Raw genomic sequence first — 24922 nt, forward strand, 5'->3', positions numbered from 1 at the left:
CAAAGTCACTCCATTCCTAATGATTTTTAACAGTAAGATAAAGCATGCGATAGCTAGACTTTACTTCTATATAAGCGAATTCTTGCCCTGAAATGTAACCATGATGATTCATCAACAGGAAGGAAGTTTAATTGTTTTTGATGTTTGAGTGCCCCCTTTATCCCAAAGCTATAGCATCGGCTGCAACATGATTGATTCCATAGAGAGTGTGATCTTGCATGCAAGAATACTACAGCTTCCAATAAATGGTCAACCCGTATTTTCATCGCTAAATGACGTCTCAGCTCCTAAATGAGCCACGCCGATGTAATGCTTGAATCTAATTGTACAGTACCAGTTGTACAAGCCATTACACAGAGACAGGGAGGCTCGCGCGGGCTAACAGGTTTTTCCCGTTACAGCGTGCGAAACGCATAGGTGAGGTGAGATAACGGGGGAAAACCGAGTTACAGAGACAAGGCTATGCACGAATGGGGAGGCTCGCGCGGGCTAACAGGTTTTTTCCCCGTTACAGCATGCGAAACGCATAGGTTAGGCGAGATAACGGGGAAAAACCGAGTTACAGAGACGAGGTTGCGCACGAGTGGGTAGGCCAGAGCGAGCAAACAGGCTTTTTCCCCGTTACAGCGTGCGAAACTCATAAGTTAGGTGCGATAACGGGGAAAAACCGAGTTACAGAGACAAGTCTATGCACGAATGGGGAGGCTCGCGCGAGCAAACAGGTTTCTTCCCCGTTACAGCGTGCGAAACGCATAGATTAGGTGAGATAACGGGGAAAAACCGAGTTACAGAGTCGAGGTTGCTCACGGGTGGGGAAGCGACAGCAGCATGCAATCGAGAGAGAATCAAGATAACACAATCAACCATTTTACAAACGTGTGTTCTCGTGAATGGCATGGTATAATGGAGCTTACGATAAGCAGGTTATGATGAAGCATCGAACTGGATCAATGGATCTGTAAATGTTCTGGATATGATGTGTATATACAGTGTTTTGGATCGCGGGAAAAGTGAGAGGAGATATAGAAGTCATGGGATTGACGTTTATCATAGGCCGCTCAGGGAGCGGGAAGACAGCCCATATACTTGACAGCATTCGCAGTCAGATGCAGGAAGCGCCTACCGGGTCTCCGATTATATTGCTGATGCCCGAGCAGGGCACCTTTCAAGTCGAGCATGAGCTTGTGCGTTCCGAAGGCTTGGACGGCATGCTGCGGACACAAGTGCTGGGGTTCCGCCGCTTGGCTTACCGTGTTATGCAGGAGACAGGTGGAACGGCATTGACTCCGATCACGGAGGAAGGCAAGAAGATGCTGCTGTACAAAATATTGCAGCGTCGCAAACCTGATCTGCCATTATTTGCGGGGGCTGCGGATCAGTTCGGATTCATTGACAAGCTGAACAGCTTGTTTGATGAGATGAAGCGCTATCGCATACAAGCGTCGGATGTGGCCGAGCAGTTGTCCTTTCTGGAGGGCGTGCGCAGTCATTCGCTGTTGACAGCGAAGCTTCATGATATTACGGGAGTCATGCAGGAGTTTGAAGTTGAGCTCGCTGATCGTTATCTTGACGGCGAAGATGTACTGATGCGGCTGGCAGAGCAGATGGTTCACTCCGAGTATATTCGCAACGCAGAGATCTGGATTGATGGATTCCACGGCTTTACGCCGCAGGAGCTGTCTGTCATCGGTGCGCTGCTGGTACATGCGCGTGAAGTCCACGTTGCCTTGACATTGGATCGCGCATATGAGCAAGGAGATGAGCCTCATGAGCTCAATCTGTTTCATCCGACAGCAACTACGTTTATTAAACTGCGCGAGATGGCGGATACGTTATCAGTTCCGGTTCACGAGATTATAAAAATGAAGCCTAAAGCAGAGCAGGAACTGCCGCGTTATATAAGCTCCCCGCTGCTTGGTCATATGGAACGAGGGTACGAGCGGCGCAAAGTGTGGAATGGTGCTACCGCGCAGCCGAAACAACAGAACGCGATCACTTTGCATGCCGCCGTGAATCGACGTGTGGAGGTTGAGGCGGCCGCGCGCGACATGCTGAGGCGGATGGAGAGCGGTAAAGCAAGATGGCGTGATTCGGCTGTGATGGTACGCAACATCGCGGATTACGGCGATATTATTCGCACCGTGTTTACGGATCTGGGTATACCGCATTTTATGGATCAAAAGCGTGGAGTGCTGCATCACCCATTTGTGGAGATGACTAGAGCTGCGTTCGATATCCTGCTTGGATTCTGGAAGGCGGACGCTGTATTCCGCTTCGTTAAGACGGAGTTTATTATTCCAGAGGATGGTTCGGTTACGAGACTGGACTTCGATAAGCTGGAAAATATCGTGCTTGCGACCGGAATCGAAGGATACCGCTGGACGAATGGCAAACCGTGGCCGAACATTCCTTCTTTATCGCTGGAAGCAGATGCGCCAGAGAATGAGGATACTGGACGCAAGCATGCTCCGGCATGGGTAGAAGACTGCAGACGACGAATTGTTGAGCCAATTAGCGGATTGGAAAGTGCATTATCTAGAGCAGTTAATGTTCGCGGCATGTGTGAGGGCTTATACGAGTTCTGGATGTCGCTGCAGGTGCCGGACAAGCTGGAACGGATGAGCGCTGAAGCGATGCTCAGCGGGCAGGTAGAACGTGCGCGCGAGCATCGTCAGATATGGGGCGCGTTAATGGACATATTGGATCAAATGGTCGAAATGGTTGGGGATGAAGCGATGTCGCTGGAGCGCTTCGCAGGCATGCTGGAGACCGGTCTGGAAAGTATCCAGCTCGCTCTTGTTCCAGCTGCTCTGGATCAGGTGCTGATTGCGTCGATGGATCGCTCCCGTTCGGGTCAGATCCAGCATCTTTACATGTTAGGTGTTAACGACGGAGTCATTCCAGCACGTCCGCTGGAGGATGGCGTATTGACAGAGAACGAGCGCGATACGCTAATGGATATGGGACTCGAGATGGCTCCCGGCATTCGCCGCAAGCTGCTGGACGAGCGCTTCTTAATCTATAATGCCTTAACGGCTCCAAGTCAGAGCCTATGGGTCAGCTATGCGCTAGCGGATGAAGAAGGCAAATCTCTATTGCCGTCCGAAGTTGTTCGCATGGTGCGTACGATGTTCCCGCATGTTCAAGAGCAGCTGATCATGGCGGAGCCGAATGAATTTATGAATACAGAGCTTCAGCTTGAATATGTGGCCCATCCAGAAGCTGCGCTTCGGCATCTGATTGCGCAATTGCGTGAATGGAAGCGCGGCCGGGAGATCGATCCGCTGTGGTGGGACGTATACAATTGGTTTCAACGGCAGCCCGTATGGCATGATCGATTGCGAACGCTAATCGGCTCGCTGGAATATCGCAACCAAGTGCTGAGCTTGGATGCAGAGACGAGCCGCAAGCTGTATGGACGCAATCTGCGAACGAGTGTGTCTCGGATGGAACGTTTCGTGGCGTGTCCGTTCTCACACTTTGCGTCGCACGGACTGAAGTTGAAGGAGCGCCAGATGTATCGGCTGGAGGCGCCTGATATCGGACAGCTGTTCCACGCGGCCTTAAGCCGTTTCGCCACTGATATCAAGGATGACGGTCGTACATGGGCAGCGTTGACACCTGCGGAATGCCGAGCAGAAGCTGACCGTATCGTCGACCTGCTGGCTCCTCGCTTGCAGGGTGAAATATTGCTTAGCACGAAGCGCTATCAGCACATCTCTCGCAAGCTTAAACAGATCGTGGAGCGAGCTGCGGTAGTTATCGGCGAGCATTCGAAGCGCGGGGAATTCGAGCCGCTTGCGCTCGAGATGGACTTCGGGCCGGACAAGCCGCTTCCACCGCTGCGCTTTACGCTGCAGAATGGTTGCACGATGGAGATTGTCGGCCGTATTGACCGCGTGGATTGCGCGGATGGCGATCAAGGCATTCTGCTGCGCGTCATCGATTATAAATCGAGCGCGACTGATCTGAAGCTGCATGAGGTGTATTACGGCTTGTCGCTGCAGATGCTCACCTATCTTGATGTACTACTGTCCAATGCAGAGGAGTGGATCGGTCAAGAAGCTTTACCTGCGGGGACGCTGTATTTCCATGTGCATAATCCATTACTAGCTGCTGCGAACGGAATGCCTGCTGATCAGGCAGCAGAGCAGCTATTGAAGAAGTTTAAGATGAAGGGGCTTGTACTGGCTGACCGAGAAGCTGTCGCCAAGATGGACGCGCCGCTTGAAAAAGGGTACTCCGACATTCTCCCTGTTGCCGTCAAGCAGGACGGCACCTTCTACAGCAACGCCAGTGTTGCGACGAAGGAGCAGTGGGATACGCTGCGGACGACAGCGCGTCAAGTCATTCAACAGATCGGCACGCGCATCACGAACGGTGATGTTGGGATTGAACCGTATCGGATGGGTACGAGCAAGGCGTGTGACTTCTGTTCTTATAAGCCTGTATGTCAGTTCGATGAGCTGATAGAAGGCAATCAATACAATCAATTGCCGCGCCTTAGCAAGGATGAGGCATGGATCAAGATACAGGAAGGAGTGAACTCACATGACACAGCACAATAATCCAATAGCAGTCGAGCCCCTGTCGGAGCGGGAACAGGCAGCGGATCTCATTGCCACACAAGCGGATAGCGTTAGCCAGGATCAACCCCTTCCATCAAAGCCTGAAGGGTCCAAGTGGACGGATGATCAATGGCGGGCTGTCGTTGACGGCGGAGCCAATATGCTCGTTGCCGCGGCGGCGGGCTCAGGTAAGACTGCGGTTCTGGTTGAACGAATCATTCGCAAAATAAGCGATGAGCAGCAGCCCATTCATGTGGACCAGCTTCTAGTTGCTACGTTCACGAAGGCGGCTGCGGCAGAGATGCGAGAGCGGATTCGCATCGCCTTGGAACAAGCGCTTGAGCGGAATCCGGAGTCAGAGCATCTGGAGCGTCAGCTCGCCCTGCTCAACCGCGCATCGATTACGACGCTGCACTCCTTCTGCTTAGAGGTGATCCAAAGGCATTTTCAAACGATCGGCTTAGATCCGGCGTTCCGCGTGGCAAATGAAACGGAGACCGAAGTAATGCGCCAGGACGTGCTGGAGGGGATATTCGAGGAGCGCTACGGCAAGGAGGACGAGCCGTTCCGCCGTTTTGTGGATTGGTTTAGCGGCGAGCGGAACGATGAGGCTGCATTCAAGCTCGTTCAGCGGCTGTATGACTTTTCGCGAAGCCATCCATGGCCGGAGCTGTGGCTGGAGCAGATGTCTGCTGCTTTCCGAGTATCCACAGTGGAGGAGCTCTCGCGCTCGCCATGGGCGGAAGGCATTATGCAGGATACGAGGCTGGGTCTGTCTGGAGTTGCAGAGCTGTTGAGGCAGGCTGCGCAGCTTGCGACTTCACCCGGAGGACCAGAGCCGTACGGGCAGCTGATCGAATCCGAATGGCTTGCGGCAAAAGCGATCCAAGAGCAGGCTCAGGCGCTGCCGTGGCATGAGATGTCCACTGTATTCGAACAGCTTAGCTTCGGCAGACTACCGGCATGCCGCGGAGATCAATTCGATAAGTCGATGCAGGAGCAGACGAAGCGACTGCGCGATCAAGCGAAAGCTAGATTCGCTCAGCTCAAGGATGATCTGTTCCAGCGAGCGCCGGAGCAATTTCTACTCGAATTGCATCAGATCGCGCCTGTGATAGAGACGTTGGTCGGCGTTGTGAAGGAATTTGGCGAGCTCTTCGAGCAAGCGAAGAGAAGCAAGGGATTGCTGGATTTCTCCGATCTAGAGCATTATTGCTTACGCATTCTGCGCGATCCGGAATCGAGTCCGGAACATCCGCTCCCTTCTGATGCCGCCTTGCAGTACCAGGATCAGTTCGTGGAAATATTGCTGGACGAATACCAAGATACGAATATGGTGCAGGAAGCGATAGTTGATCTAATTGCGAAAGAAGGCAGAGGCAACCGATTCATGGTAGGCGACGTGAAGCAGAGTATATATCGATTCCGTTTGGCTGAACCTGGTTTGTTCTTGGCTAAATATTACGCCTATTCGCCTCGAACCAAAGAACAAGGCATACGGGTGGATCTGGCACGCAACTTCCGCAGCCGAGTTGAGGTCGTAGATGCGGTTAATATGCTGTTCCGACAGCTGATGAATAAAAAAGTCGCGGAGCTGGAATATGACCGGGAAGCAGAGCTGCAATTCGGTGCTGCTTACTATCCAGAGCTGCCTGAACGTGATGGAGTACGTCAGAGCGCGGCGACAGAGCTCATCCTCCTTGAAAAAGGTAAAGGCTCTGAACCATCCAATGAAGCCGAAGCAGACGAGGAATCGGAGGAGTCGGCTGAGAACTCCAATATGGTCGATGCCGTTGAGCTCGAAACCGCCCGTCTGGAGGCGAGAGCGATTGCGGCACGCATTCGCAGATTACTTGGCGATGATGGAGAGGCTCCATATCTTGTATTCGATGGCAAGCTGAAGCAGATGCGGCCAGCTACTTATCGCGATATCGTAATCCTGCTGCGGGCCACGCAAGCGTGGGCGCCTCTAATGGTGGAGGAGCTGCGTTTGGAGGGTATACCGGCGTATGCGGAGTTTAGTACAGGATATTTTCAGGCAACAGAGGTTGAAGTCGTCGTGTCCTTGCTGCGAGTCATTGACAATCCGTATCAGGACATACCGCTAGCGGGTGTGCTGCGATCGCCTGTTGTAGGCCTGACGGCTGAAGAGCTGGCAGTCATTCGACTAGCTGATAAGAGTAAGCCATATTATGATGCGCTGCTTGAGGCAGCTGCAGGTACGAACGTGATGAGCCCTATTGAAGGCGAAGATCAGCTCCTAAGTGAGCATTCGCGATCCAAGATCAGCACCTTTCTGGACAACTTGGAGCGATGGCGGAACGAGGCCAGACAAGGCAGTCTGTCAGACTTGATCTGGAGCATTTATCGGGAAACAGGCTATTACGAGTGGGTCGGCGGTTTGGCAGGAGGCTTGCAGCGTCAGGCGAATCTGCGGGCATTGTATGATCGAGCTCGACAATACGAGTCCTCTTCGATAAGAGGGCTGTTCCGGTTCCTGCGCTTTATTGACCGGATGCAAGAAACTGGCGGCGATCTTGGTACCGCTCGCGCATTGGGTGAACAAGAAGATGTAGTACGCATTATGACCATACACAAGAGTAAGGGACTGGAGTTTCCGGTCGTATTTGTGGCGGGGCTAGCGAAGAAGTTCAACCAGCAGGATCTGACAGCTCCGTTTCTGATGCATAAGCAGCTTGGGTTCGGTCCGCGGTATGTTGAAGAAGAAGCAAGAGTGACGTATCCGACACTAGCGAATCTGGCGATTCGCAGACAGATGAGGCTGGAGCTGCTCGCGGAGGAGCTGCGGGTGCTGTATGTAGCTGTGACACGTCCTAAGGAGAAAATGATTCTCGTCGGAACAGTAGGCGATGCGGAGAAAGCAATTCATAACTGGGGGGAGGCGCTCGATCTAGAAGAGCTTCTGCTGCCTGATTATATGATTGCGCGGGCTCGCTCCTATCTGGATTGGGTCGGACCTGCTGTTATTAGGCATCCAGCTGCTGGCGCGCTGCGGCGGTATGCGGGCTTGCCGGATCGGAACGGCTCTGCATTGCTCGATGAAACGGCGGAGTGGACGTTAAGCTTAATGCCTGCCTCTGTGCTGTCGGTTCGTCTGGATGACAATCAGGTACCGGAGATGCACGGCGAAAAGGCGGAGAGACTCCAGCATCTGCTGCGGCTTGAAGCAGTCGATGAGGGTGAGTCTACAGCGTACACTGAACAATTGGATAAAAGGCTGTCGTGGCGCAACCCGTATCGAATCGCGGAGATGCTGCCTGCTAAGACATCGGTAACGGAGATGAAGCGTCTGTATCAGCAGGAAGATGCTGTGTCAGTTTCGTGGGTCAACCCATCGGAATCGGATGCTGATATGAACTTGAAGTTGAACCAGGATACAGGGGAATCTAATCGCGAGGGGTATACGCTGCACTTGAGAAGACCTAAGTTCATGGAGGACAAGCGTCTTACGCCAGCGGAACGGGGAACCGCGTATCATCTGGTCATGCAGCATCTGCCTCTGAACGCAGGTCTGAATGTAGATATAGTGCGGGATACTCTAGTTCATATGCTGGAGCGTCAGCTTATAACGGAGGCGCAGGCAGAGGCGATCGATGTGGAAGCGATCATGAATTTCTTCACGCATCCAGTAGGTCAGCAGCTGCTGCAAGCCGATTCCGTTCAACGAGAATTGCCGTTCAGCTACGGTCTGACGGCGGCCGAGGCGTATTCGATTGAAATGAGCCGCGCTTTGCCAGATGGCGAGGAGCGGTTGAGATATGTGGCGACGCCGACATTTGCGGCGAAGGATGAAGCGGGGATACTTGAGCATGAAACTGTACTGGTACAGGGTGTTATTGACTGTTTGTTTGAATCTGGCGGAGAGTTGATTCTGCTGGATTATAAGACGGACAAGGTGCTAAAGCATCGGGGTGGAACGGAGGCTCTGGCAGAGCATTATCATTTCCAGTTGGACTTCTACGCGAGAGCGATTGAGCAGATTATCGGCCGCAAGGTGGACAAGAAGGTGCTGTATTTCTTCGACTCCAGAGAAGCGACGGTGTTGATATAGAATTTAAATGCTCTAGGCAGAAAACATGTGAGTTGCGTAATTAGATTAGTCTGATCGGAACAATTCGCGGGTTAAATCCGGAATAGAAGTAGAAGCAAGGCGTGACTAGGAATTTTTATCGAGTATCGAGTTGAAGCAGTTCAAGGGGGGATTATATGCGGATCTTGCATACGGCGGATTGGCATTTTGGAAGGACGCTGGAGGGACGCAGCCGCTTGGAGGAGCAGGCGGTGTTTGCAGAGGAGCTTGTACAGATGGCGGATGCTGAGGGCATCGATCTGCTGCTGATTGCCGGCGACATATACGATACGGTGAATCCGCCTGCAGCGGCGGAGGCGTTGTTCTATGATACGATCGAATGCTTGTCCAAGGGAGGAACCCGTCCGATCGTCATTATATCCGGCAATCACGATCATCCGGATCGATTGACAGCTTCGGGGCCGCTGCTGCGCCATCAAGGCATCTATCTCGTAGGGCAGCCCACTGAGCAGGCGGTAACTATTCAGATTGCCAGAACGGGAGAACAGGCGGTTATCGCCGCGCTTCCTTATCCATCCGAAGCCCGCCTTCAGCAGCTGCTCTCGAAGGATAATGATGAAGAACAGATTCGTTCCGCATACAGTGCGCGAGTCGGTGAACTGCTTGCGATGCAGGCACAGGCATTTAACAAAAATGCAGTCAATCTCATGATGAGCCATCTCTATGTATTAGGAGGCAAAGAAAGCGAGTCGGAACGACCGATTCAGGTTGGTGGAGCTTATACGGTGCACCCGAACGCATTCAACGTTGCCGAAGCTGGAGGATTAAGCGCACAGTATGTGGCGCTTGGCCATCTTCACCGTCCACAATATGTTAAGGCGGAGGTTCCCGTGCGCTACAGCGGCTCGCCGCTTGCTTACAGCTTCTCAGAGGCCGGACAAGCGAAGTCGGTCACGCTGTTGGACTTGGCGCCCGGTGAAGCGGCAGATCCGAAAGAGCTGTATCTGCGTTCAGGCAAGCCGCTGGTGAACTGGAAAGTCAAAGGCGGCTATGAGGAATTGTGCCGCTGGCTGGATGAAGGTCGTGACCGTGAAGCATGGATTGATGTAAGCATACATCTACAGGAGGCAATGACGTTGGATCAGATCCAGCATTTGCGCAGAGCTCATCCAGGCATCATTAACATTCGGCCGATCTATCCAGATATGCAGGAGGTTGCAGCTGAAGCGGAACGGCGCTCCGAGCTTCCTGTGGAGGAGCTGTTCCGCCGGTTCTACGAGCGGCAGACAGGCGGCGCAATGCCTGATGACGCGCTCGTGGAGCTGTTTCTGGAACTCGCAGGCCAGGAAGAGTATACGACTGAGGAGGGGAACGAATGAAGCCGATTGAATTGACACTGTCGGGCCTGCAGAGCTATCGCGAGGAACAGGTTATTGACTTCGATAAGCTGTGCGAAACCGGACTGTTCGGGATATTCGGTCCTACAGGCAGCGGGAAGTCTACGATTCTGGATGCGATCACACTGGCGTTGTACGGCAAGGTTGAACGCGCGCAGAACGGCACACAGGGCATTATGAATCAAGCAGAGAACCAATTGACGGTCTCGTTTACATTTCGATTGAACGGAGCTCAAGGGTCGCGGACGTTTCGAGTGGAGCGCCGTTTCAAGCGCACAGGAGATGTCAATATCAGCAACTCGGTGAGCCGCTTTATTGAGATTGATGATGAAGGAGAGCGTGTGCTTGCGGACAAGCTGTCCGATGTCACGCGTCTCGTTGAGCATCATATCGGCTTGAAGATGGATGACTTTACTCGCGCGGTAGTGCTGCCGCAAGGGAAATTCGCTGAATTCCTCTCTCTTAAGGGCAGCGACCGACGGCAAATGCTGCAGCGGCTATTTTCGCTTGAGCGCTACGGCGACGAGCTCATGGCGAAGCTGGCGCGCCGAGTTAAGGAGGCGGAAGCGGAGGTAAACACCTGCCAGGCGGAGCAGCAGGGTCTTGGTGACGCCTCCGCTGAGGCGCTTGCGCAGGCGGAGCAGGAGCTGCAAGCGGCTCGGCTACGCCATGATGCCGCGCGTGCGGCGAAGGAAGCGGCGGAAGCGCGCTATAAGGAGCTCGCGGAGCTGCGCGCATGGCAGAGCGAACGCGCGGCTATGGACGCTAAGCTGACGGCGCTCGCAAGCGAGGAGGCCAGCGTGCAGGCGCGCGAGCAGCAGCTGCGCATGGCGGGTGAAGCCGAGCTGCTGCAGCCGCTGATGCTCGAGGCGCGCACGGCCGCCCACGCGCTGGAGGCCGCGCAGACGCGCTTCGTTGGCGCGGCGGCAAGCCGCGAGCAGGCGGAGGCACGCGCGGCGGCGGAAGCGCAGGCGGCTGCTGAGGCCGCGCAGGCGCGCGAACAGCGCGAGCCCGAGCTGCTGAACCGCCTGGAGCGGTTGAAGCAGGCAATGGAGTGGCAGCGCGAAGCGGAGCAGCAGCAGGGCGATGCTGATCGATGCGAAGCGGAGCGATTGCAAGCCGAGCAAGCGCTGCAGGCTGCGGATCTGGAGCTGCAGCGCATGACGCAGCTGCTGGAGAAGGCCGCGCTGCGGCAGGCGGAGCTTAAGCAGCTGCTGAAGGGCGTGGAGCGTCCGCTCGCTGAGCGTGAAAGCTCGCAAGCGGCTTGGCTTGCAAGCGAGCGCCTGCAGGAGCAGCAGGGCTTGCTGCATAAGCTCGAGGCGGATCAGCTCCAGCATTCTCAGCTGTTGAACGCTGCTGAGACGGAGCTGCGCGATTCGCTGCATTCGCTTCTGACCTGGGGGCGGAGCATACCTAGCTGGCGAAGCGAGCTTTCTGGTGCTGAACAGGATTGGACAAAGCTGGACGCGTGCGTGGAGTCGCTTGCTGAAGGCGTTGAAGCAAGCATGTCCTGGACGTCGCAGCGGCATCGCGCGTTAACGAAGCTGGCTCTTGCTTCTGAGCTGGCAGACACCCTCCACGAGGGTGAGCCATGCCCGGTTTGCGGTTCTGTCGTTCACGGTGCTGGAACGAGTGAATCGGAAGCGGCCGCGCATATGGCGGCTAAGGCTGGGGCTGAGGTGGCTCGTTACGGAGAAGGGGCTCATTTACTGGAAGCTCAGTTGGAGCGATGGTCAATTCTGCGTGAAGAGCTGCGCCGCGTACGAAGCGATATCCATGCTTATCGCGATAGAAGCAGCCGCTCGAAAGAAGAATTGTCATTTCGGCTCCAGGAAGCGGAGAATCGCATACGCAGCTTTATGATCGAGGGTGCCTATGAGCAGCTAGCATCCGGTTTGAGCGAGGACTTAAACCAAATGCTTTCCGAAGTCCCATCAGCGGAGCCTTTGACAGCAGATAATTGCACGATGAAGCCTTGTGCTGATACAGATGCTGTTATTGTTGAGATGCGTTTGATTGCTGAAGATGAGCATGCGTCTGGGCATGGTGTTGAACGGCTCTGCAGCCGCATGGAGCATATTTTGTTACAGACGGAGCAGTGCTTCAGCAACGTGCAAGCTGCGTGGAGACAGCTTATGGAACACTCGGATGAGCTGCTTGTACAGAAGGATGTACTGGAGCGCGAGCTGGAGCAGAATGTTTGGACGATGCAGCAAGCTGCTTCCCGCTGCTATGCACAGAAGAAGTCTCATGAAGAGGCTATATCACGGTTTGCGGAGCAGCAAGCACATTGCCGGCAACTGGCGGCTGATTATCGTGACCATTTCCCGCAATGGCGCCCTGAGGAGATGGGGACATTGCGTGAGCAGTGGCTGCGCATGGATCGTGAAGCAGAGGATTACCGCGAACGATTGGAGCGCGGTGTTAAGTATGTGGAGGATACCCAAGAACAGTTCAAACGTCAAGATGAGCAGAAGCGTGCGGCTGAGATGGTCAAGCTGCAGCGCGAGGCGGACCTGAAGGGGCTTGTAAGGCTGCTGGACGACCTCCAGAAGCGCTTAGCTCCTCTGCTGGTGGATGGACCTCTAGCAGGACAGCACAGCCGTGCTGATCGAGAATTGGAGGCTGTGCGCGCCGCTGTCGAGAAGTCAGCCCTCGCCGCTGAAAAAGCGCGCGCTGCCGCTATCGAAGCGGCACAGGCCCATGCGTTGGCCCAGCAAGCGCATGCATCCGCAATGGAGCGGCACACGCTGGCGGTGGAGCAATTGCAGGCAAAGCTGCAGGCCAGCAACTTCCAGCACATGGAGGAAGCTCAGGCTGCACGCATGACGGAGGAAGCTCGGCGCATCATGGAGGAGGCGATTGCGAGCTACCATGAGCGCCGCACGGACCTGCAGGCTCAGGTGCGCAGGCTGGACAGCCTGCTGCAGGGGCGAAGCGTGACGGATGAAGCATGGGAAGATGTATCTGCTGAGCGAGCTCGCTGCTTGCAGGATGACGAGACGAGCTTCACGATGCGCGTTAAAGCGGAACGAGATGCGGAGCAGCTTCGAGGCAAGCATGCTCGCTGGATGGAGCTGGAGCTAAGACGTCAAGAAAAGCAGCTTCTGCACAGCCGCTTGCAGCAGCTCCAAAGTGTGTTTAGAGGAAACACTTTTGTGGAATACATGGCGGAGGAACAGCTGCTGCAAGTTAGTCGAGCTGCATCTATGCGTCTAAAGGAGTTGACGAAGCAGCGCTATGCATTGGAAGTGGATTCCGGAGGCGGCTTCGTCATTCGCGACGACGGTAACGGTGGTATTAGACGACCTGTTTCTACGTTGTCAGGCGGTGAGACCTTCTTGACTTCTTTAGCGCTTGCGCTTGCCTTATCCGCCCAGATCCAACTGCGCGGTATGTATCCATTGGAATTTTTCTTCCTTGACGAAGGCTTCGGAACACTTGATCCAGAGCTGTTGGATACAGTTGTAACTGCACTCGAGAAGCTACATTCCGACCGTCTTGCAGTAGGTGTAATTAGTCACGTCCCTGAATTACGGGCGCGATTGCCGCGCAAGCTTGTTGTACAGCCAGCTGAACAGGCTGGCAAGGGTTCCAGTCTAACGATTGAATCGACATAAACCAGATGTAGAGGTGCCCTCTATCAGCAGTCGGATTTATGCAGGCTGCTTGATTGGGGGCTTTTATATGTCATGAGCATATTATTACATCGTCTCCGTGGTGTGAATAACATCACAGTAACAGTTTCATCTCGCTGTTATAATACAGATAGCCGACATCTTATATTTGACATCTCGGTGACCGTATTGATTGCGCAAGCGGATGAGGATGAGATCATCTTAGATTTGTTCGATCAATACGTTCACAGCGCATGGTGCGCTGCCCGTCGAGTGCGGGATACGAGGTGTCTTTTTTTTGTGCAACAATGAATGTTTTTGTCACTCTTTAGGCATTAGGCGAATATCATGCACTACATTATTCGTCTAGCGCATATAAGGAGGCAACTATGGAAAATAACAATATGGGCGAGATGACAACATCACCGTCACTTACCCCACAGATGATGTCGGTTAATCCGAACTATATGACTTCGAAGACGGGGTCAACAATGCCCTTAAACAAGCATATGGCTGCGAGCGGCGACAAGGAACGGCCCGCCATGCACGAGCTATGTAAAAAGTATATGAACCAGTTTGTTCAACTTACGACAAATGACAATATGAACTATATGGGGATCATTACAGATGTGGACGATGAACATGTTCATCTGGCAATACCCAACTGGGGAGCAGGTGTGTCGGGGTACTCATCCGATTATCTGACATGGAATATGCCGAATATGCCTTGCGGATGCACGGAGCGTTCCTATCACGGAGGCTTCCACGGAAGTCCATACGGGATGCATTACAGCAGTCCTTCATATTATGGTCATGATCCCTTCTTTGGCGGTCACAGTCAATTCGGACATCAAAGACCGTTTAATCGAGCTGTGTTCCCGTTGGCGCTTCTAGTAGCTCTATCGCTCGTGCCTTGGTATTAATCACATAACTTTAACAAGCCGCGGTTAATTTATGAATCGCGGCTTGTACTATTATTGCTTCATGCAGCAGTTTTGACCGCTGTACAATTAGATGGTTATAGCATGATGCCGCATGAATATTGGACGGATGCGTTTAATTTCGATATGATACGGATACAAAGAAATTGCATGTTTATAGTTTAAGGAGGATGTGTGAGATGGATTGTATATTTTGCAAAATAGTCGAAGGGACGATTCCTTCTAAAAAAGTGTTCGAAAACGATGAGGTTGTGGCGTTTCATGATATCGCTCCGCAAGCGCCGGTACATATTGTGATCATTCCTAAGAAGCACATTCCTACGATGAACGATGTAGCTGCTGACGATCTGCACCTGATCGGCAGCGTTCATCATGCCGCACAGCAGATTGCAAAGGAGCTGGGTATTGCTGACACAGGATACAGACTAGTCAATAACTGCGGCAAGGACAGCGGTCAGCTCGTATTCCACATTCATTACCATCTGCTTGGCGGCGAATCGCTTGGACAGCTTATAGGCCCTAAAGCCTAATAATAACGCAGAACGAGGAAGTTAATTATTATCGTAAAACATGTAATTGTTAACAGTTCAAACCTGTTAGGTTGACACTGTATTTCCTCTTCACATATAATGTAGTTTGATGAACCGTGTTTTTGTTCTTGGACGGTCTGGTCGGAGGGAGGGATAACTGGTGTCTGAAACGAAAGTTCGCAAAAATGAGACAATCGATGCTGCTCTTCGTCGCTTTAAGCGCTCCATCGCAAAGGATGGCGTATTGGCTGAAGTTAAAAAGCGTAAGCACTACGAGAAGCCAAGCGTCAAGCGCAAGAAAAAGTCCGAGGCTGCTCGCAAGAGAAAGTTTTAGGAGGATAAGCAACAATGGATCTTAGCCAACGATTGAACGAAGATATGAAGCAAGCGATGAAAAGTCAAGACAAGTTCAAGCTTTCCACCATCCGAATGGTACGTTCGGCGATCAAGAATGTTGAGATAGATGTTAAGAGAACTTTGAATGACGATGAAGTGCTTGAGATTCTGGGTCGTGAAATCAAACAGCGGAAAGATGCCCTCCAAGAGTTCGAGAATGCAAGCCGATTCGATCTTGTAGATAACTTGAAACATGAAATTGACATACTGTCCGTATACCTTCCCACTCAGCTTACCGAAGAGGAAATTATAGTAATTGTACGAGAGACCATCCAAGAGGCCGGTGCAACTTCGAAAGCCGATATGGGCAAAGTGATGGGAGCCCTCATGCCTAAGGTTAAAGGGCGTGCCGACGGCAAACTTGTCAATGCGATCGTGCAGCAGAATCTGCAATAAACGAATCTTACATTCGTCGAATAAGAAACACTCCTTGATTTCAAGGGGTGTTTTTTTATGCCTTGGAAGAGATGTGAAACGAATAAACCCTATATACGTATTTATTCCATATGCTTATAATTGTCACTAGATAGGATGAAAAATGGGAGGGTGTCATGCGTGAAGAAATTAAATGCACGATTTATGCGTCGATCATTAGCAGCGCTCGTGCTATTGCTGCTAAGCATGCAGATATTCACCGGTATACTGCCGCAAGCTGAGGCCGAATCGAAGGCTGCTCAGCCTTCTGTAGTCGTTATACCGATTGATGGGACGGTTGACTCCGTTATGTATACTTATTTGTCCCGTGCGTTAGAGGAGGCTGAAGCACTCTCGCCGGAGATGGTCATCATCGAATTAAATACACCTGGCGGTCGCTTGGACAGTGCGTTTGATATTGGTGAATTAATCTCCAACAGCCCGTTGCATACGGTTATGTATGTAAAGGGACTGGCAGCATCAGCAGGCAGCTATTTGGCGCTGAACGCCGATGAAATCGCAATGTCGCCAAGCAGCGCGATGGGAGCGGCAGCGATTGTTGATGGGAAACATGAACTGGTCGACGACCCTAAGCTGAATGCGACATGGATCAGCAAGATGGAGGGCGCAGCGAGTAAGAATGGTCGTGATGAGCAAATTGCGCGTGCGATGGTTGATGTGAAGTCAGAGATCCCACTGCCATCCTTGAACATGACGAAGAAGTCTGGTGAAGTGCTGTCCATTAATACGAAACAAGCTTTGAAAGCGGGCTATGCTGAATATGAGGCTGCTTCGTTGGATGATCTGCTGAAACAGCTTAAGATGGATCAGGCCAACATAACGACGATTGAGAAGCAAGGATCGGAGAAGTTGGCAACCTTCTTAACGAATCCGATTGTAACTACTATTCTGCTCATTGTCGGTATCGCAGGAATAGCGATTGAATTGATTGTGCCAGGATTTGGAGTTCCCGGAATATTAGGAGCACTGAGCTTCGGTCTATATTTCTTCGGTGCTTATATTGCGGGTCTTGCCGGAATTGAGGCGGTCGTGCTGTTTATTATTGGACTGATATTGCTAGTATTAGAACTATTTGTGCCAAGTTTCGGTATATTAGGTATACTTGGTTCTGTAGGGCTTCTCGCTGGTGTTGTAAGAGCAGCGTATGATACGAGCAATGTTCTGATGTCACTCGGTATTGCGGTTGTGGCGGCAGCGGCAGTTGTTATCGTGGTTGCTCGCATATTCAAGCATAGAGGCGTATGGAATAAGTTTATTTTAAGCGATAAGTTAACGACAGAATCGGGTTACGTGACGCATGAGAATGAAACGTCGCTGCTAGGTCAAGTAGGTATCGCTCTCACAACGCTTCGTCCTGCAGGAACCGCAAAATTCGGTGACCGCAGAGTTGATGTCGTAACCGACGGCACGTTTATTGAACAAGGAAAGTCCGTTGAAGTGGTTCAAGTGGAAGGTGTTCGGGTGGTTGTACGCGAATACACATGATAGACTTATGCTTATCTTACATGGTTCCTTCTTCCTTCTAGTAAGGATGGGAAATAGATATTATAGAGAATAATGGAGGTAAACGTAAAATGGATCAATCCTTAATTACAATGCTGCTTATCGGGGTAGTTGTTGTTATTGCTCTGAGCGTATTCTTCAGCTTCTTCCCTGTCATGCTCTGGATCAGCGCCATCGCTTCAGGCGTGCGTGTCGGTATCATTACTCTTGTAGCTATGCGCTTGCGTCGTGTAACGCCTAGCCGAATCGTCAATCCGCTTATTAAAGCGACTAAGGCAGGTCTCGGTCTCAATCTTAATCAGTTGGAAAGCCATTACTTGGCCGGTGGTAATGTCGACCGTGTCGTTAATGCATTGATCGCTGCACAGCGCGCGAACATTAATCTCGAGTTTGAACGCGCAGCAGCAATCGATCTCGCAGGCCGTGATGTATTGCAGGCTGTTCAGATGAGCGTTAACCCGCGAGTTATTGAAACACCAATCGTAGCCGCTATGGCGAAGAACGGTATCGAAGTTCGCGTACGTGCTCGTGTAACGGTCCGCGCTAACATCGATCGCCTCGTCGGCGGTGCCGGCGAAGAGACAATCATCGCTCGTGTAGGTGAGGGTATCGTTACGACTGTCGGTTCGTCTGAAATGCATAAGGACGTACTGGAGAACCCAGACCGTATCTCCCGTACGGTGTTAGGCAAAGGTCTTGATGCTGGTACAGCGTTTGAAATCTTGTCCATCGATATCGCGGACGTAGATGTAGGTAAGAACATCGGTGCTAATCTGCAAACCGAACAAGCGGAAGCAGATAAGCGCATCGCTCAAGCGAAAGCGGAAGAGCGCCGCGCAATGGCGGTCGCTCAAGAGCAAGAGATGAAAGCAAAAGTTATCGAGATGCGCGCTCGCGTTGTTGAATCTGAATCTCAAGTTCCACTTGCAATGGCGGAAGCGCTTCGCAGCGGCAAGCTTGGCGTGATGGATTATATGAACTTGAAGAATATTGAGGCGGACACTCAAATGCGCGGTTCAATCGGCAAGGGTGGCGACTCTAAGACTGAAGGCTAGGCGATAAGCTATGGATGAATTAATTGACTTTTTGACCAAAAATCCATTTATTATCATCCTTATCGTTTCTTTTCTCATCTCTATGTTAAGTGGTAAGAAGAAGAAAAAGAATCCTCGTATGCCGAGCTTTGGCGGTGATACATCGACTAGCCACACCAGTCATCGAGATAAAGAAACGGAACAGGATGAACAACATCCTTCGGATCAACTTGAGAGTACACATCAGCCTGTTTATACGACGCAGATGGAACAATCCAAGGAGCAATACTACAGCGATGGTGACCGCTCCTACAAACATGTGGAGGGTGATCCTGGTTGGAGTTCAGCATCTCGATCGTCTTTATCACAAGCTATAAAGGGCATGTCCAATATTGAAGCCTCCGCGCTTAATGCATTCGCTTCTATCGCCGCAGGTGAGATCGGCGGAGTAAAGGAAGGCTCCATGGATGTATCAGCCAAGGAAGCGCAAAAAGGAATCGTCTGGGCAGAAATTATCGGTCCTCCTCGGGCGAAACGGCCTTATGGCAAACACTAAGTCCTTATAAATGTACAATAGCTCCTGTTCTTAGGTTCGCCCAGCGCGAGTCTGAGAACAGGAGTTTTTTTGTTTAGAATCGTCCTCTATTCTTCTTGAACCTGCGTTCTTCACTGCCTTTCAGCTTCATATTCCTTCTTATCAGTGCATAGAGTGTAAAGTACAGGAAGGGGGCTTTGAGCACATGAGCCGTTTTACCCGCAAGCTGCGCCAATGGACGGCACAAGTGTTCGAGCTGCCGCAGGATATGGTGCTGGACGTTCCTCGTTTTACGATGATCGGCAATCAGCAGCTGTTCGTAGAAAACCATCGTGGAATCGTACATTTTTCTCAGGAGCGGATGCGACTCTCGCTTGCAGCAGGCGAGCTTGAAGTACTTGGCCGCAACCTGGTCATACGCGGCATATGGACTGAGGAAGTGTTTATTGAAGGCGAGATCGCTGAGGTCAAGCTATATGGAATGGAGGAGCGGCCAAAATGAAAGCACCGATTACAGCAAAATGGCTTGGGTATGTTCGTATTCAGATTCGCGGCGCGAATGCAGAACGTTTAATCAATGCCTTAATTGCGAAACATATAGTGATATGGGATGTAGCGCGCATTGAGGAAGGTAAACTGCGTTTCTATATGCTATTGCCGGATGCGCGGCGGTTGCGTCCGTTGTTAAAAGAGACAGGCTGTCGGATGCATGTTGAAGCAAGGTATGGGATGCCTTACTCGATGAAGCTGATCCGCAAGCGATCATTTTTCGTTGCGGGCTTATTTTTGTTTGCGCTTGGATTGTACATGCTGTCTTCTCTTGTGTGGACTATTGATGTAAGAGGCACCGATCGGATACCAGAGGAGCAGGTGCTTGCTGCGGCACGTCAGGAGGGCATCTTTCCCTTCCAATGGTCATTTCGATTGAAGGATATGAACTCGCTCTCTAAGGGCGTTCAGAAGCGCCTAGAGAACACTTCGTGGGTAGGTGTGACCAAACAGGGGACGAAGATCGTCATTCACGTCGTGGAGTCGACAATCCCTCCTAAAAGGGATTTGCATGATCCTCGCCACTTGGTGGCAAAGGTTGATGCCGTCGTCACCCAAATCATCGCTGAACAGGGTAAAGCGAAGGTGCGTGCGAATACGAAGGTAAGCAAAGGGACGGTTCTGATCTCCGGCAATGTTGGAACAGATGAGAATATGAAGCTGGTTGCCGCTAAAGGCATTGTGCGCGGTTTGGTATGGCATGAATATGACATAACGGCCCCGCTAATTAGCAAGCAGAAGGTATATACAGGTGAGATGAAGGAGCGAGGATTCGTTCAGACCGGTGACCGCCGCTTGCAGCTATATGGCTTTGGTGATATTGAGTATGAATACTACGAGATAATAGAGGAATTATCACCTGCGAAGTGGAAATGGTTGTCATTACCTTTAAGCTGGATAAATGAAAAAATATTGGAAGTTCAATATGTGTCTGAAGAACGCAGTGAGGCCGAAGCTGTACAGGTCGGACTTGAGCAAGCTCGTGTCGATATTAAAGCGAAATATGGTAAAGATGCCGATATAAAGATGGAAAAGATTTTGCATCAAAGTACGGACAATGGTAAAGTGAAGTTAAAAGTGCTGTTTGAAGTGGAGCAATCCATCGCGGAGGAGCAAGTGCTAATCCACGGGACATAGACTTAAGGCAAGGAGACTGAGGTTTTTGTTGCAACAACAGACGATTAAGCTTGCATTACAGAACGCTGCCGAAGGCTTAGCGCTATTCGGTCCGCAGGATCGATTCCTGCGCCTGATTCAGAGTCGTACTTCCGCACAAGTGACTTCCCGCGAAGCGGAGATTGTCATTGCGGGAGGGATGGAAGAAACGGAACGAATGAAGCAGCTGTTTGAAGTGCTGCTCCAGCTCATTAGGAACAATATTGCACTTTCCGAGCGTGATATTGTGTATGCGCTTGACTTAGCTGACGAATGGAAAACCGAGGAGCTGCTAGATTTATTTAAAGGAGAAATCGCTTTTACATTCCGCGGCAAGCCGATACGAGTGAAGACGATCGGTCAACGTCATTATGTATCCACGATTAAGAAACGTGATATCGTGTTTGGTATTGGCCCGGCGGGAACAGGCAAGACGTATCTGGCGGTCGTTCTTGCGGTAACGGCACTTAAGGAAGGACAAGTCAAGCGCATTATTTTAACGCGCCCTGCAGTTGAAGCAGGAGAAAACCTAGGCTTTCTGCCAGGCGATCTGCAGGAGAAGGTAGATCCTTACCTTCGCCCTTTATATGACGCTTTGTACGATGTAATGGGACAAGATCAGGTGGCTAAAGCGCTTGAGCGCGGACTGATCGAGATTGCGCCGCTCGCTTACATGCGCGGTCGCACGCTTGACGATGCGTTTATCATATTGGATGAAGCGCAGAACACAACACCAGAGCAGATGAAGATGTTTTTGACTCGATTGGGCTTCGGCTCCAAGATGGTCATTACTGGTGATGTGACACAGATTGACTTGCCAAGAGGCAAGAACTCTGGGTTGGTTAATGCTGAACGCATTTTACAAGAGATTGAAGAGATCGGTATGGTTCACTTTGCCGAGCAGGATGTCGTTCGTCATTCCTTAGTACAGAAGATCATCGTTGCTTACCAGAAGGAAAGCGAAAACCAAGGATAGAGAGGGTTGTTCTCTATGCTCAAAACACATCAAAACGGCAGCAGATTTAAGACGAGTTCAGTTAATATGGCGGGATGGAAGTACAGCATCGGTGTCAGAGTCATTTTGTTTATCATGCTAACCATTTTGTTTTATTCCGGCTTGGCTCCGAATGTGCTGCCAGAGAAATATGATATCGTTGTAAATCAGAAGAGTGATAAGGATATCGTCGCTACTGAGCAAATAGCAGACAAGAAGGCTTATTTGGAAGCGCAGGAGAAAGCTGCTGAAAGCGTTGCTCCTGTATATCCGATCATCAACATGAAGAACGAACGTATGCTGGATGATATGTTCAATCGGATTGAGAATTTGAATCTCGATAAAGATTTCTCACTGTCGGAAAAAGTGGATCTTTATCGACGTGTTATACCACAGATGTTTACGGACTATGTGGATGCCTTTATGGTGACTAGTCGCAACAATGGTACATATTCTTCAAGCCTGCTGACAGAGATGTCTAAACGAATTGAAGAACAGATGTATCGAATTCCAGAAGAAACATATATCAAGATGGCAAGGCTGTCGAAGGAAGATATCGATGCGATGAGGCCTGTCGCTCGAGATATTGTCAGCAAATTGATGAGCGATTCGATTGCGGATGCTGACGTTCCGCGAGCTAAGGCTGCAGAACTTGTTAATACGAGTACGCTGACAGATCGCAACTCCCGAGAAGTAGTTCTCGAATTGGTACGGCTTGCTGTAACGCCTAATAAGTTCTATGACGAAGAAGCAACGAAGCTGGCCAAAGTTCAAGCGCGTGAGAATACGCCGCAAGTATTCATTAAGCCGAACGAGATCATTGTCGCTAAAGGTGAAGTCATCACACAGGATATATATGATCTTCTCAAAGAGAACAAGCTTCTTAAAACGGAAGTTAATCTGTGGCCGCAATTTGGACTGCTGCTTCTGTCAGCGATGTTCTCCGTCGCGCTATTTATGTTTATGCGACAAAGCAGCACGACACATTTTAAGTATAATAATGCACAATTGTTGATGCTCCTGCTAATCTTTGTGATCCAGGTGCTTGCGCTGCGCATTGTATCGTTTGCACAGGTAGACACTAACTTATTCCTTGGTTATGTGACGCCTTTCGCACTGGGAATTATGCTGGTTACACTCTTAATTGATTTGCCGCTTGCGTATATAAGCGCGGTCGTGTTTGGAATTCTGTCCAGTATTATTCTAAATGGCGAACAGGGTGAGTTGTTCAGTTATGAATTTCTCTTTATCACACTAGTAACTTCGTATGCTGCAATATTTGCTATTCATCGAGCCAGCCAGCGCTCAACCATCTTGAAAGCAGGCATCATGATCAGTATCTTTGGCAGTCTTGCCGTTGCTGTTCTGGCTATGCTGAACGGAGATCCGTTGAACAGCCGTGACGTTATGCTCGCTGCGGCATTGACGTTTGGAAGCGGGCTCTTAACAGCGGTGCTTGTTCTTGGACTTATGCCGTTTTTCGAAATCACTTTTGGTATTCTATCGGCCTTGAAGCTTGTGGAGCTGTCTAATCCAAACCATCCGCTGCTGCGGAAGCTCTTGACAGAGACGCCAGGTACTTATCATCATAGTGTGATGGTCGGTAACTTGGCTGAACAAGCAGCCGAAGCTATCGGAGCTAACGGCCTGCTGTGCAGAGTGGGGGCATTCTACCACGATATAGGCAAGACGAAACGACCAAGCTATTTTATCGAGAATCAGACCAATATGGACAATCCGCATGACTTTATTGATCCGAAGCTCAGTACTTCGATTATTGTGGCGCATGCTCGTGATGGTGCTGAGATGCTGAAGGACTACAAGCTGCCGAAGCCAATTCGGGATATTGCGGAGCAGCATCACGGCACGACTTTCCTGAAGTTCTTCTATTACAAGTCTCTGAAGAAGGCAGAAGAGGAAGGGGTAGAGCCGGATTTCACGGAGGACGATTTCCGTTATCCTGGACCGAAGGCGCAGTCGAAGGAGGCTGCTGTGGTAGGTATTGCTGACTCGGTAGAAGCTGCTGTTCGCTCGCTTCGCCATCCGACAGTAGAACAGATTGAGTCGATCATCTCGAAGATTATTAAAGATCGGTTGGATGACAATCAATTTAATGAATGCGACTTGACGATTCGTGAGCTGGATATCGTGGCTCATTCGTTAAAAGAAACCGTGATGGGTATATTCCATTCGCGAATTGAATACCCGGATCAGCTGAAAGCTAAGGAACAGCCGCAGGCGCCGGCAGATATGAGCTCGGATGAAGAGAGTCCAAAGGGTTCGGATAAGCATAATGAGGAGTAATTGTGATGACAATGATATTGGAGTGGAATGATGAGCAGGACAAGCTTAAGATTAGTGATGATCTGATCGCAAAGCTAGAGGCTATCCTGCAGGAAGCTGCTGCTATGGAACAGATTGAGCGAGGCGAGGTTGCGTTGACATTCGTGGATGATGAGCGTATTCACGAGTTGAACCGCGATTATCGCGGCATTGATCGTCCGACAGATGTGCTGTCATTCGCCTTGAATGAATCGACAGATGAAGAAATGGACATCCTGTATGAAGTGGAAGATGAAGCAGAGATGGACTCGATCTGCGATATGCTCGGTGATATTATTATCTCAACCGAGAAAGCGCAGCTTCAAGCTGAGGAATACGGACATTCTATCGAACGGGAAATCGGCTTCTTATTCGTTCACGGATTTCTTCATCTGCTAGGATACGATCATCAAGACGACGCAAGTGAACGCGAGATGATGGACAAGCAGGAAGCGGTGCTTGCCAAGATAGGACTTTCGCGATAAATGAACGGGCCGTCGAAGCTTTCAACGAAGCGTTCATGGCTGAATACGTTTCAAGCAGCATTCGAAGGTATTGCATATGCACTGCGCACGCAGCGTAACATGAGAGTACATCTCGCGATCGCATTGTTCGCATGTTTACTCGGTATTGCAATGGACATCGGACGATCAGATTGGATGTGGCTCGGTCTGTGTATCGCGCTTGTAATGGCGGCTGAGCTGATCAACACAGCCGTCGAGTCGGTTGTAGATCTCGTGATGCCAGAATGGAATCCGCTTGCGAAAGCAGCTAAAGACACTGCTGCCGGAGCTGTGCTTATCGTGGCTATATTCGCGGTAGTTGTCGGCATTGTTATATTTGCTGAACCCATTCTAGCTGCAACGCGCAGTCTGGCTGGGTGGTAAACTGCAAT

The 24922-nt window shown here is 50.9% G+C and carries 17 protein-coding genes; all 17 read left to right on the top strand.

Annotated features, from left to right (window positions below; all coding sequences use genetic code 11):
• Nucleotides 1-1031 precede the first annotated feature (1031 nt).
• The 17 genes from addB (at nucleotide 1032) to ACXX53_RS10790 (ending at nucleotide 24914) form a co-directional block, all read left to right on the top strand.
• The gene (gene addB, locus ACXX53_RS10710) at nucleotides 1032-4568 is read left to right on the top strand and encodes a helicase-exonuclease AddAB subunit AddB (RefSeq protein ID WP_458568636.1); all 3537 of its coding nucleotides are present in this window, start codon (nucleotides 1032-1034) and stop codon (nucleotides 4566-4568) included.
• A complete protein-coding gene (addA, locus tag ACXX53_RS10715; RefSeq protein ID WP_458568637.1) occupies nucleotides 4552-8640 on the top strand; it encodes a helicase-exonuclease AddAB subunit AddA in 4089 nt (1362 codons plus the stop codon). Before addB ends, addA begins: the two co-directional genes overlap by 17 nt.
• 155 nt (nucleotides 8641-8795) lie before the next feature.
• The gene (locus ACXX53_RS10720; RefSeq protein WP_458568638.1) at nucleotides 8796-9998 is read left to right on the top strand and encodes an exonuclease SbcCD subunit D; all 1203 of its coding nucleotides are present in this window, start codon (nucleotides 8796-8798) and stop codon (nucleotides 9996-9998) included.
• The gene (locus ACXX53_RS10725; RefSeq protein WP_458568639.1) at nucleotides 9995-13636 is read left to right on the top strand and encodes an AAA family ATPase; all 3642 of its coding nucleotides are present in this window, start codon (nucleotides 9995-9997) and stop codon (nucleotides 13634-13636) included. Before ACXX53_RS10720 ends, ACXX53_RS10725 begins: the two co-directional genes overlap by 4 nt.
• A gap of 386 nt (nucleotides 13637-14022) precedes the next feature.
• Nucleotides 14023-14556 (top strand): hypothetical protein, encoded by a 534-nt coding sequence (locus tag ACXX53_RS10730; protein ID WP_458568640.1) that lies wholly within the window; start codon nucleotides 14023-14025, stop codon nucleotides 14554-14556.
• Between the two features lie 197 nt (nucleotides 14557-14753).
• Nucleotides 14754-15104 carry a histidine triad nucleotide-binding protein gene (locus ACXX53_RS10735; protein ID WP_458568641.1) on the top strand — a complete coding sequence of 117 codons (351 nt, stop codon included), beginning with the start codon at nucleotides 14754-14756 and terminating at the stop codon, nucleotides 15102-15104.
• A 160-nt stretch (nucleotides 15105-15264) separates the two neighbouring features.
• Complete coding sequence (rpsU, locus tag ACXX53_RS10740; RefSeq protein ID WP_005547957.1) at nucleotides 15265-15438, top strand: 30S ribosomal protein S21; 174 nt, start codon at nucleotides 15265-15267, stop codon at nucleotides 15436-15438.
• 14 nt (nucleotides 15439-15452) lie between these two features.
• Nucleotides 15453-15896, top strand: coding sequence for a GatB/YqeY domain-containing protein (locus ACXX53_RS10745; RefSeq protein WP_458568642.1), 444 nt, complete (start codon nucleotides 15453-15455; stop codon nucleotides 15894-15896).
• A 159-nt stretch (nucleotides 15897-16055) separates the two neighbouring features.
• Nucleotides 16056-17420 carry an NfeD family protein gene (locus ACXX53_RS10750; protein WP_458568643.1) on the top strand — a complete coding sequence of 455 codons (1365 nt, stop codon included), beginning with the start codon at nucleotides 16056-16058 and terminating at the stop codon, nucleotides 17418-17420.
• An 89-nt stretch (nucleotides 17421-17509) separates the two neighbouring features.
• Complete coding sequence (gene floA / locus ACXX53_RS10755; protein ID WP_458568644.1) at nucleotides 17510-18493, top strand: flotillin-like protein FloA; 984 nt, start codon at nucleotides 17510-17512, stop codon at nucleotides 18491-18493.
• Nucleotides 18494-18503: 10 nt separating this feature from the next.
• On the top strand, nucleotides 18504-19028 hold the full coding sequence (locus tag ACXX53_RS10760) for a hypothetical protein (RefSeq protein ID WP_458568645.1): 525 nt from the start codon (nucleotides 18504-18506) through the stop codon (nucleotides 19026-19028).
• A 184-nt stretch (nucleotides 19029-19212) separates the two neighbouring features.
• Nucleotides 19213-19509: a sporulation protein YqfC gene (yqfC, locus tag ACXX53_RS10765; RefSeq protein ID WP_458568646.1), complete on the top strand. Its 297-nt coding sequence runs from the start codon at nucleotides 19213-19215 to the stop codon at nucleotides 19507-19509.
• Nucleotides 19506-20693 (top strand): sporulation protein YqfD, encoded by a 1188-nt coding sequence (gene yqfD, locus ACXX53_RS10770; RefSeq protein ID WP_458568647.1) that lies wholly within the window; start codon nucleotides 19506-19508, stop codon nucleotides 20691-20693. Before yqfC ends, yqfD begins: the two co-directional genes overlap by 4 nt.
• A 25-nt stretch (nucleotides 20694-20718) precedes the next feature.
• Entirely contained in the window at nucleotides 20719-21687 is a 969-nt protein-coding gene (locus ACXX53_RS10775) for a PhoH family protein (protein ID WP_458568648.1), read from the top strand.
• A gap of 15 nt (nucleotides 21688-21702) precedes the next feature.
• Nucleotides 21703-24009, top strand: coding sequence for an HD family phosphohydrolase (locus ACXX53_RS10780; RefSeq protein WP_458568649.1), 2307 nt, complete (start codon nucleotides 21703-21705; stop codon nucleotides 24007-24009).
• Between the two features lie 5 nt (nucleotides 24010-24014).
• Nucleotides 24015-24512, top strand: coding sequence for an rRNA maturation RNase YbeY (gene ybeY, locus ACXX53_RS10785; protein WP_458568650.1), 498 nt, complete (start codon nucleotides 24015-24017; stop codon nucleotides 24510-24512).
• Nucleotides 24513-24914 (top strand): diacylglycerol kinase family protein, encoded by a 402-nt coding sequence (locus tag ACXX53_RS10790; RefSeq protein ID WP_458568651.1) that lies wholly within the window; start codon nucleotides 24513-24515, stop codon nucleotides 24912-24914. It begins immediately after the preceding gene.
• Nucleotides 24915-24922: the final 8 nt, after the last annotated feature.

It is taken from the genome of Paenibacillus marinisediminis, assembly GCF_054343325.1.

What these genes read in the sequence shown, in the direction of transcription:
- addB (WP_458568636.1), top strand. Translation starts at nt 1,032, where the DNA reads ATGGGATTGACGTTTATCATAGGCCGCTCAGGGAGCGGGAAGACAGCC.
- addA (WP_458568637.1), top strand. Translation starts at nt 4,552, where the DNA reads ATGACACAGCACAATAATCCAATAGCAGTCGAGCCCCTGTCGGAGCGG.
- ACXX53_RS10720 (WP_458568638.1), top strand. Translation starts at nt 8,796, where the DNA reads ATGCGGATCTTGCATACGGCGGATTGGCATTTTGGAAGGACGCTGGAG.
- ACXX53_RS10725 (WP_458568639.1), top strand. Translation starts at nt 9,995, where the DNA reads ATGAAGCCGATTGAATTGACACTGTCGGGCCTGCAGAGCTATCGCGAG.
- ACXX53_RS10730 (WP_458568640.1), top strand. Translation starts at nt 14,023, where the DNA reads ATGGAAAATAACAATATGGGCGAGATGACAACATCACCGTCACTTACC.
- ACXX53_RS10735 (WP_458568641.1), top strand. Translation starts at nt 14,754, where the DNA reads ATGGATTGTATATTTTGCAAAATAGTCGAAGGGACGATTCCTTCTAAA.
- ACXX53_RS10745 (WP_458568642.1), top strand. Translation starts at nt 15,453, where the DNA reads ATGGATCTTAGCCAACGATTGAACGAAGATATGAAGCAAGCGATGAAA.
- floA (WP_458568644.1), top strand. Translation starts at nt 17,510, where the DNA reads ATGGATCAATCCTTAATTACAATGCTGCTTATCGGGGTAGTTGTTGTT.
- ACXX53_RS10760 (WP_458568645.1), top strand. Translation starts at nt 18,504, where the DNA reads ATGGATGAATTAATTGACTTTTTGACCAAAAATCCATTTATTATCATC.
- yqfC (WP_458568646.1), top strand. Translation starts at nt 19,213, where the DNA reads ATGAGCCGTTTTACCCGCAAGCTGCGCCAATGGACGGCACAAGTGTTC.
- yqfD (WP_458568647.1), top strand. Translation starts at nt 19,506, where the DNA reads ATGAAAGCACCGATTACAGCAAAATGGCTTGGGTATGTTCGTATTCAG.
- ACXX53_RS10780 (WP_458568649.1), top strand. Translation starts at nt 21,703, where the DNA reads ATGCTCAAAACACATCAAAACGGCAGCAGATTTAAGACGAGTTCAGTT.
- ybeY (WP_458568650.1), top strand. Translation starts at nt 24,015, where the DNA reads ATGACAATGATATTGGAGTGGAATGATGAGCAGGACAAGCTTAAGATT.
- ACXX53_RS10790 (WP_458568651.1), top strand. Translation starts at nt 24,513, where the DNA reads ATGAACGGGCCGTCGAAGCTTTCAACGAAGCGTTCATGGCTGAATACG.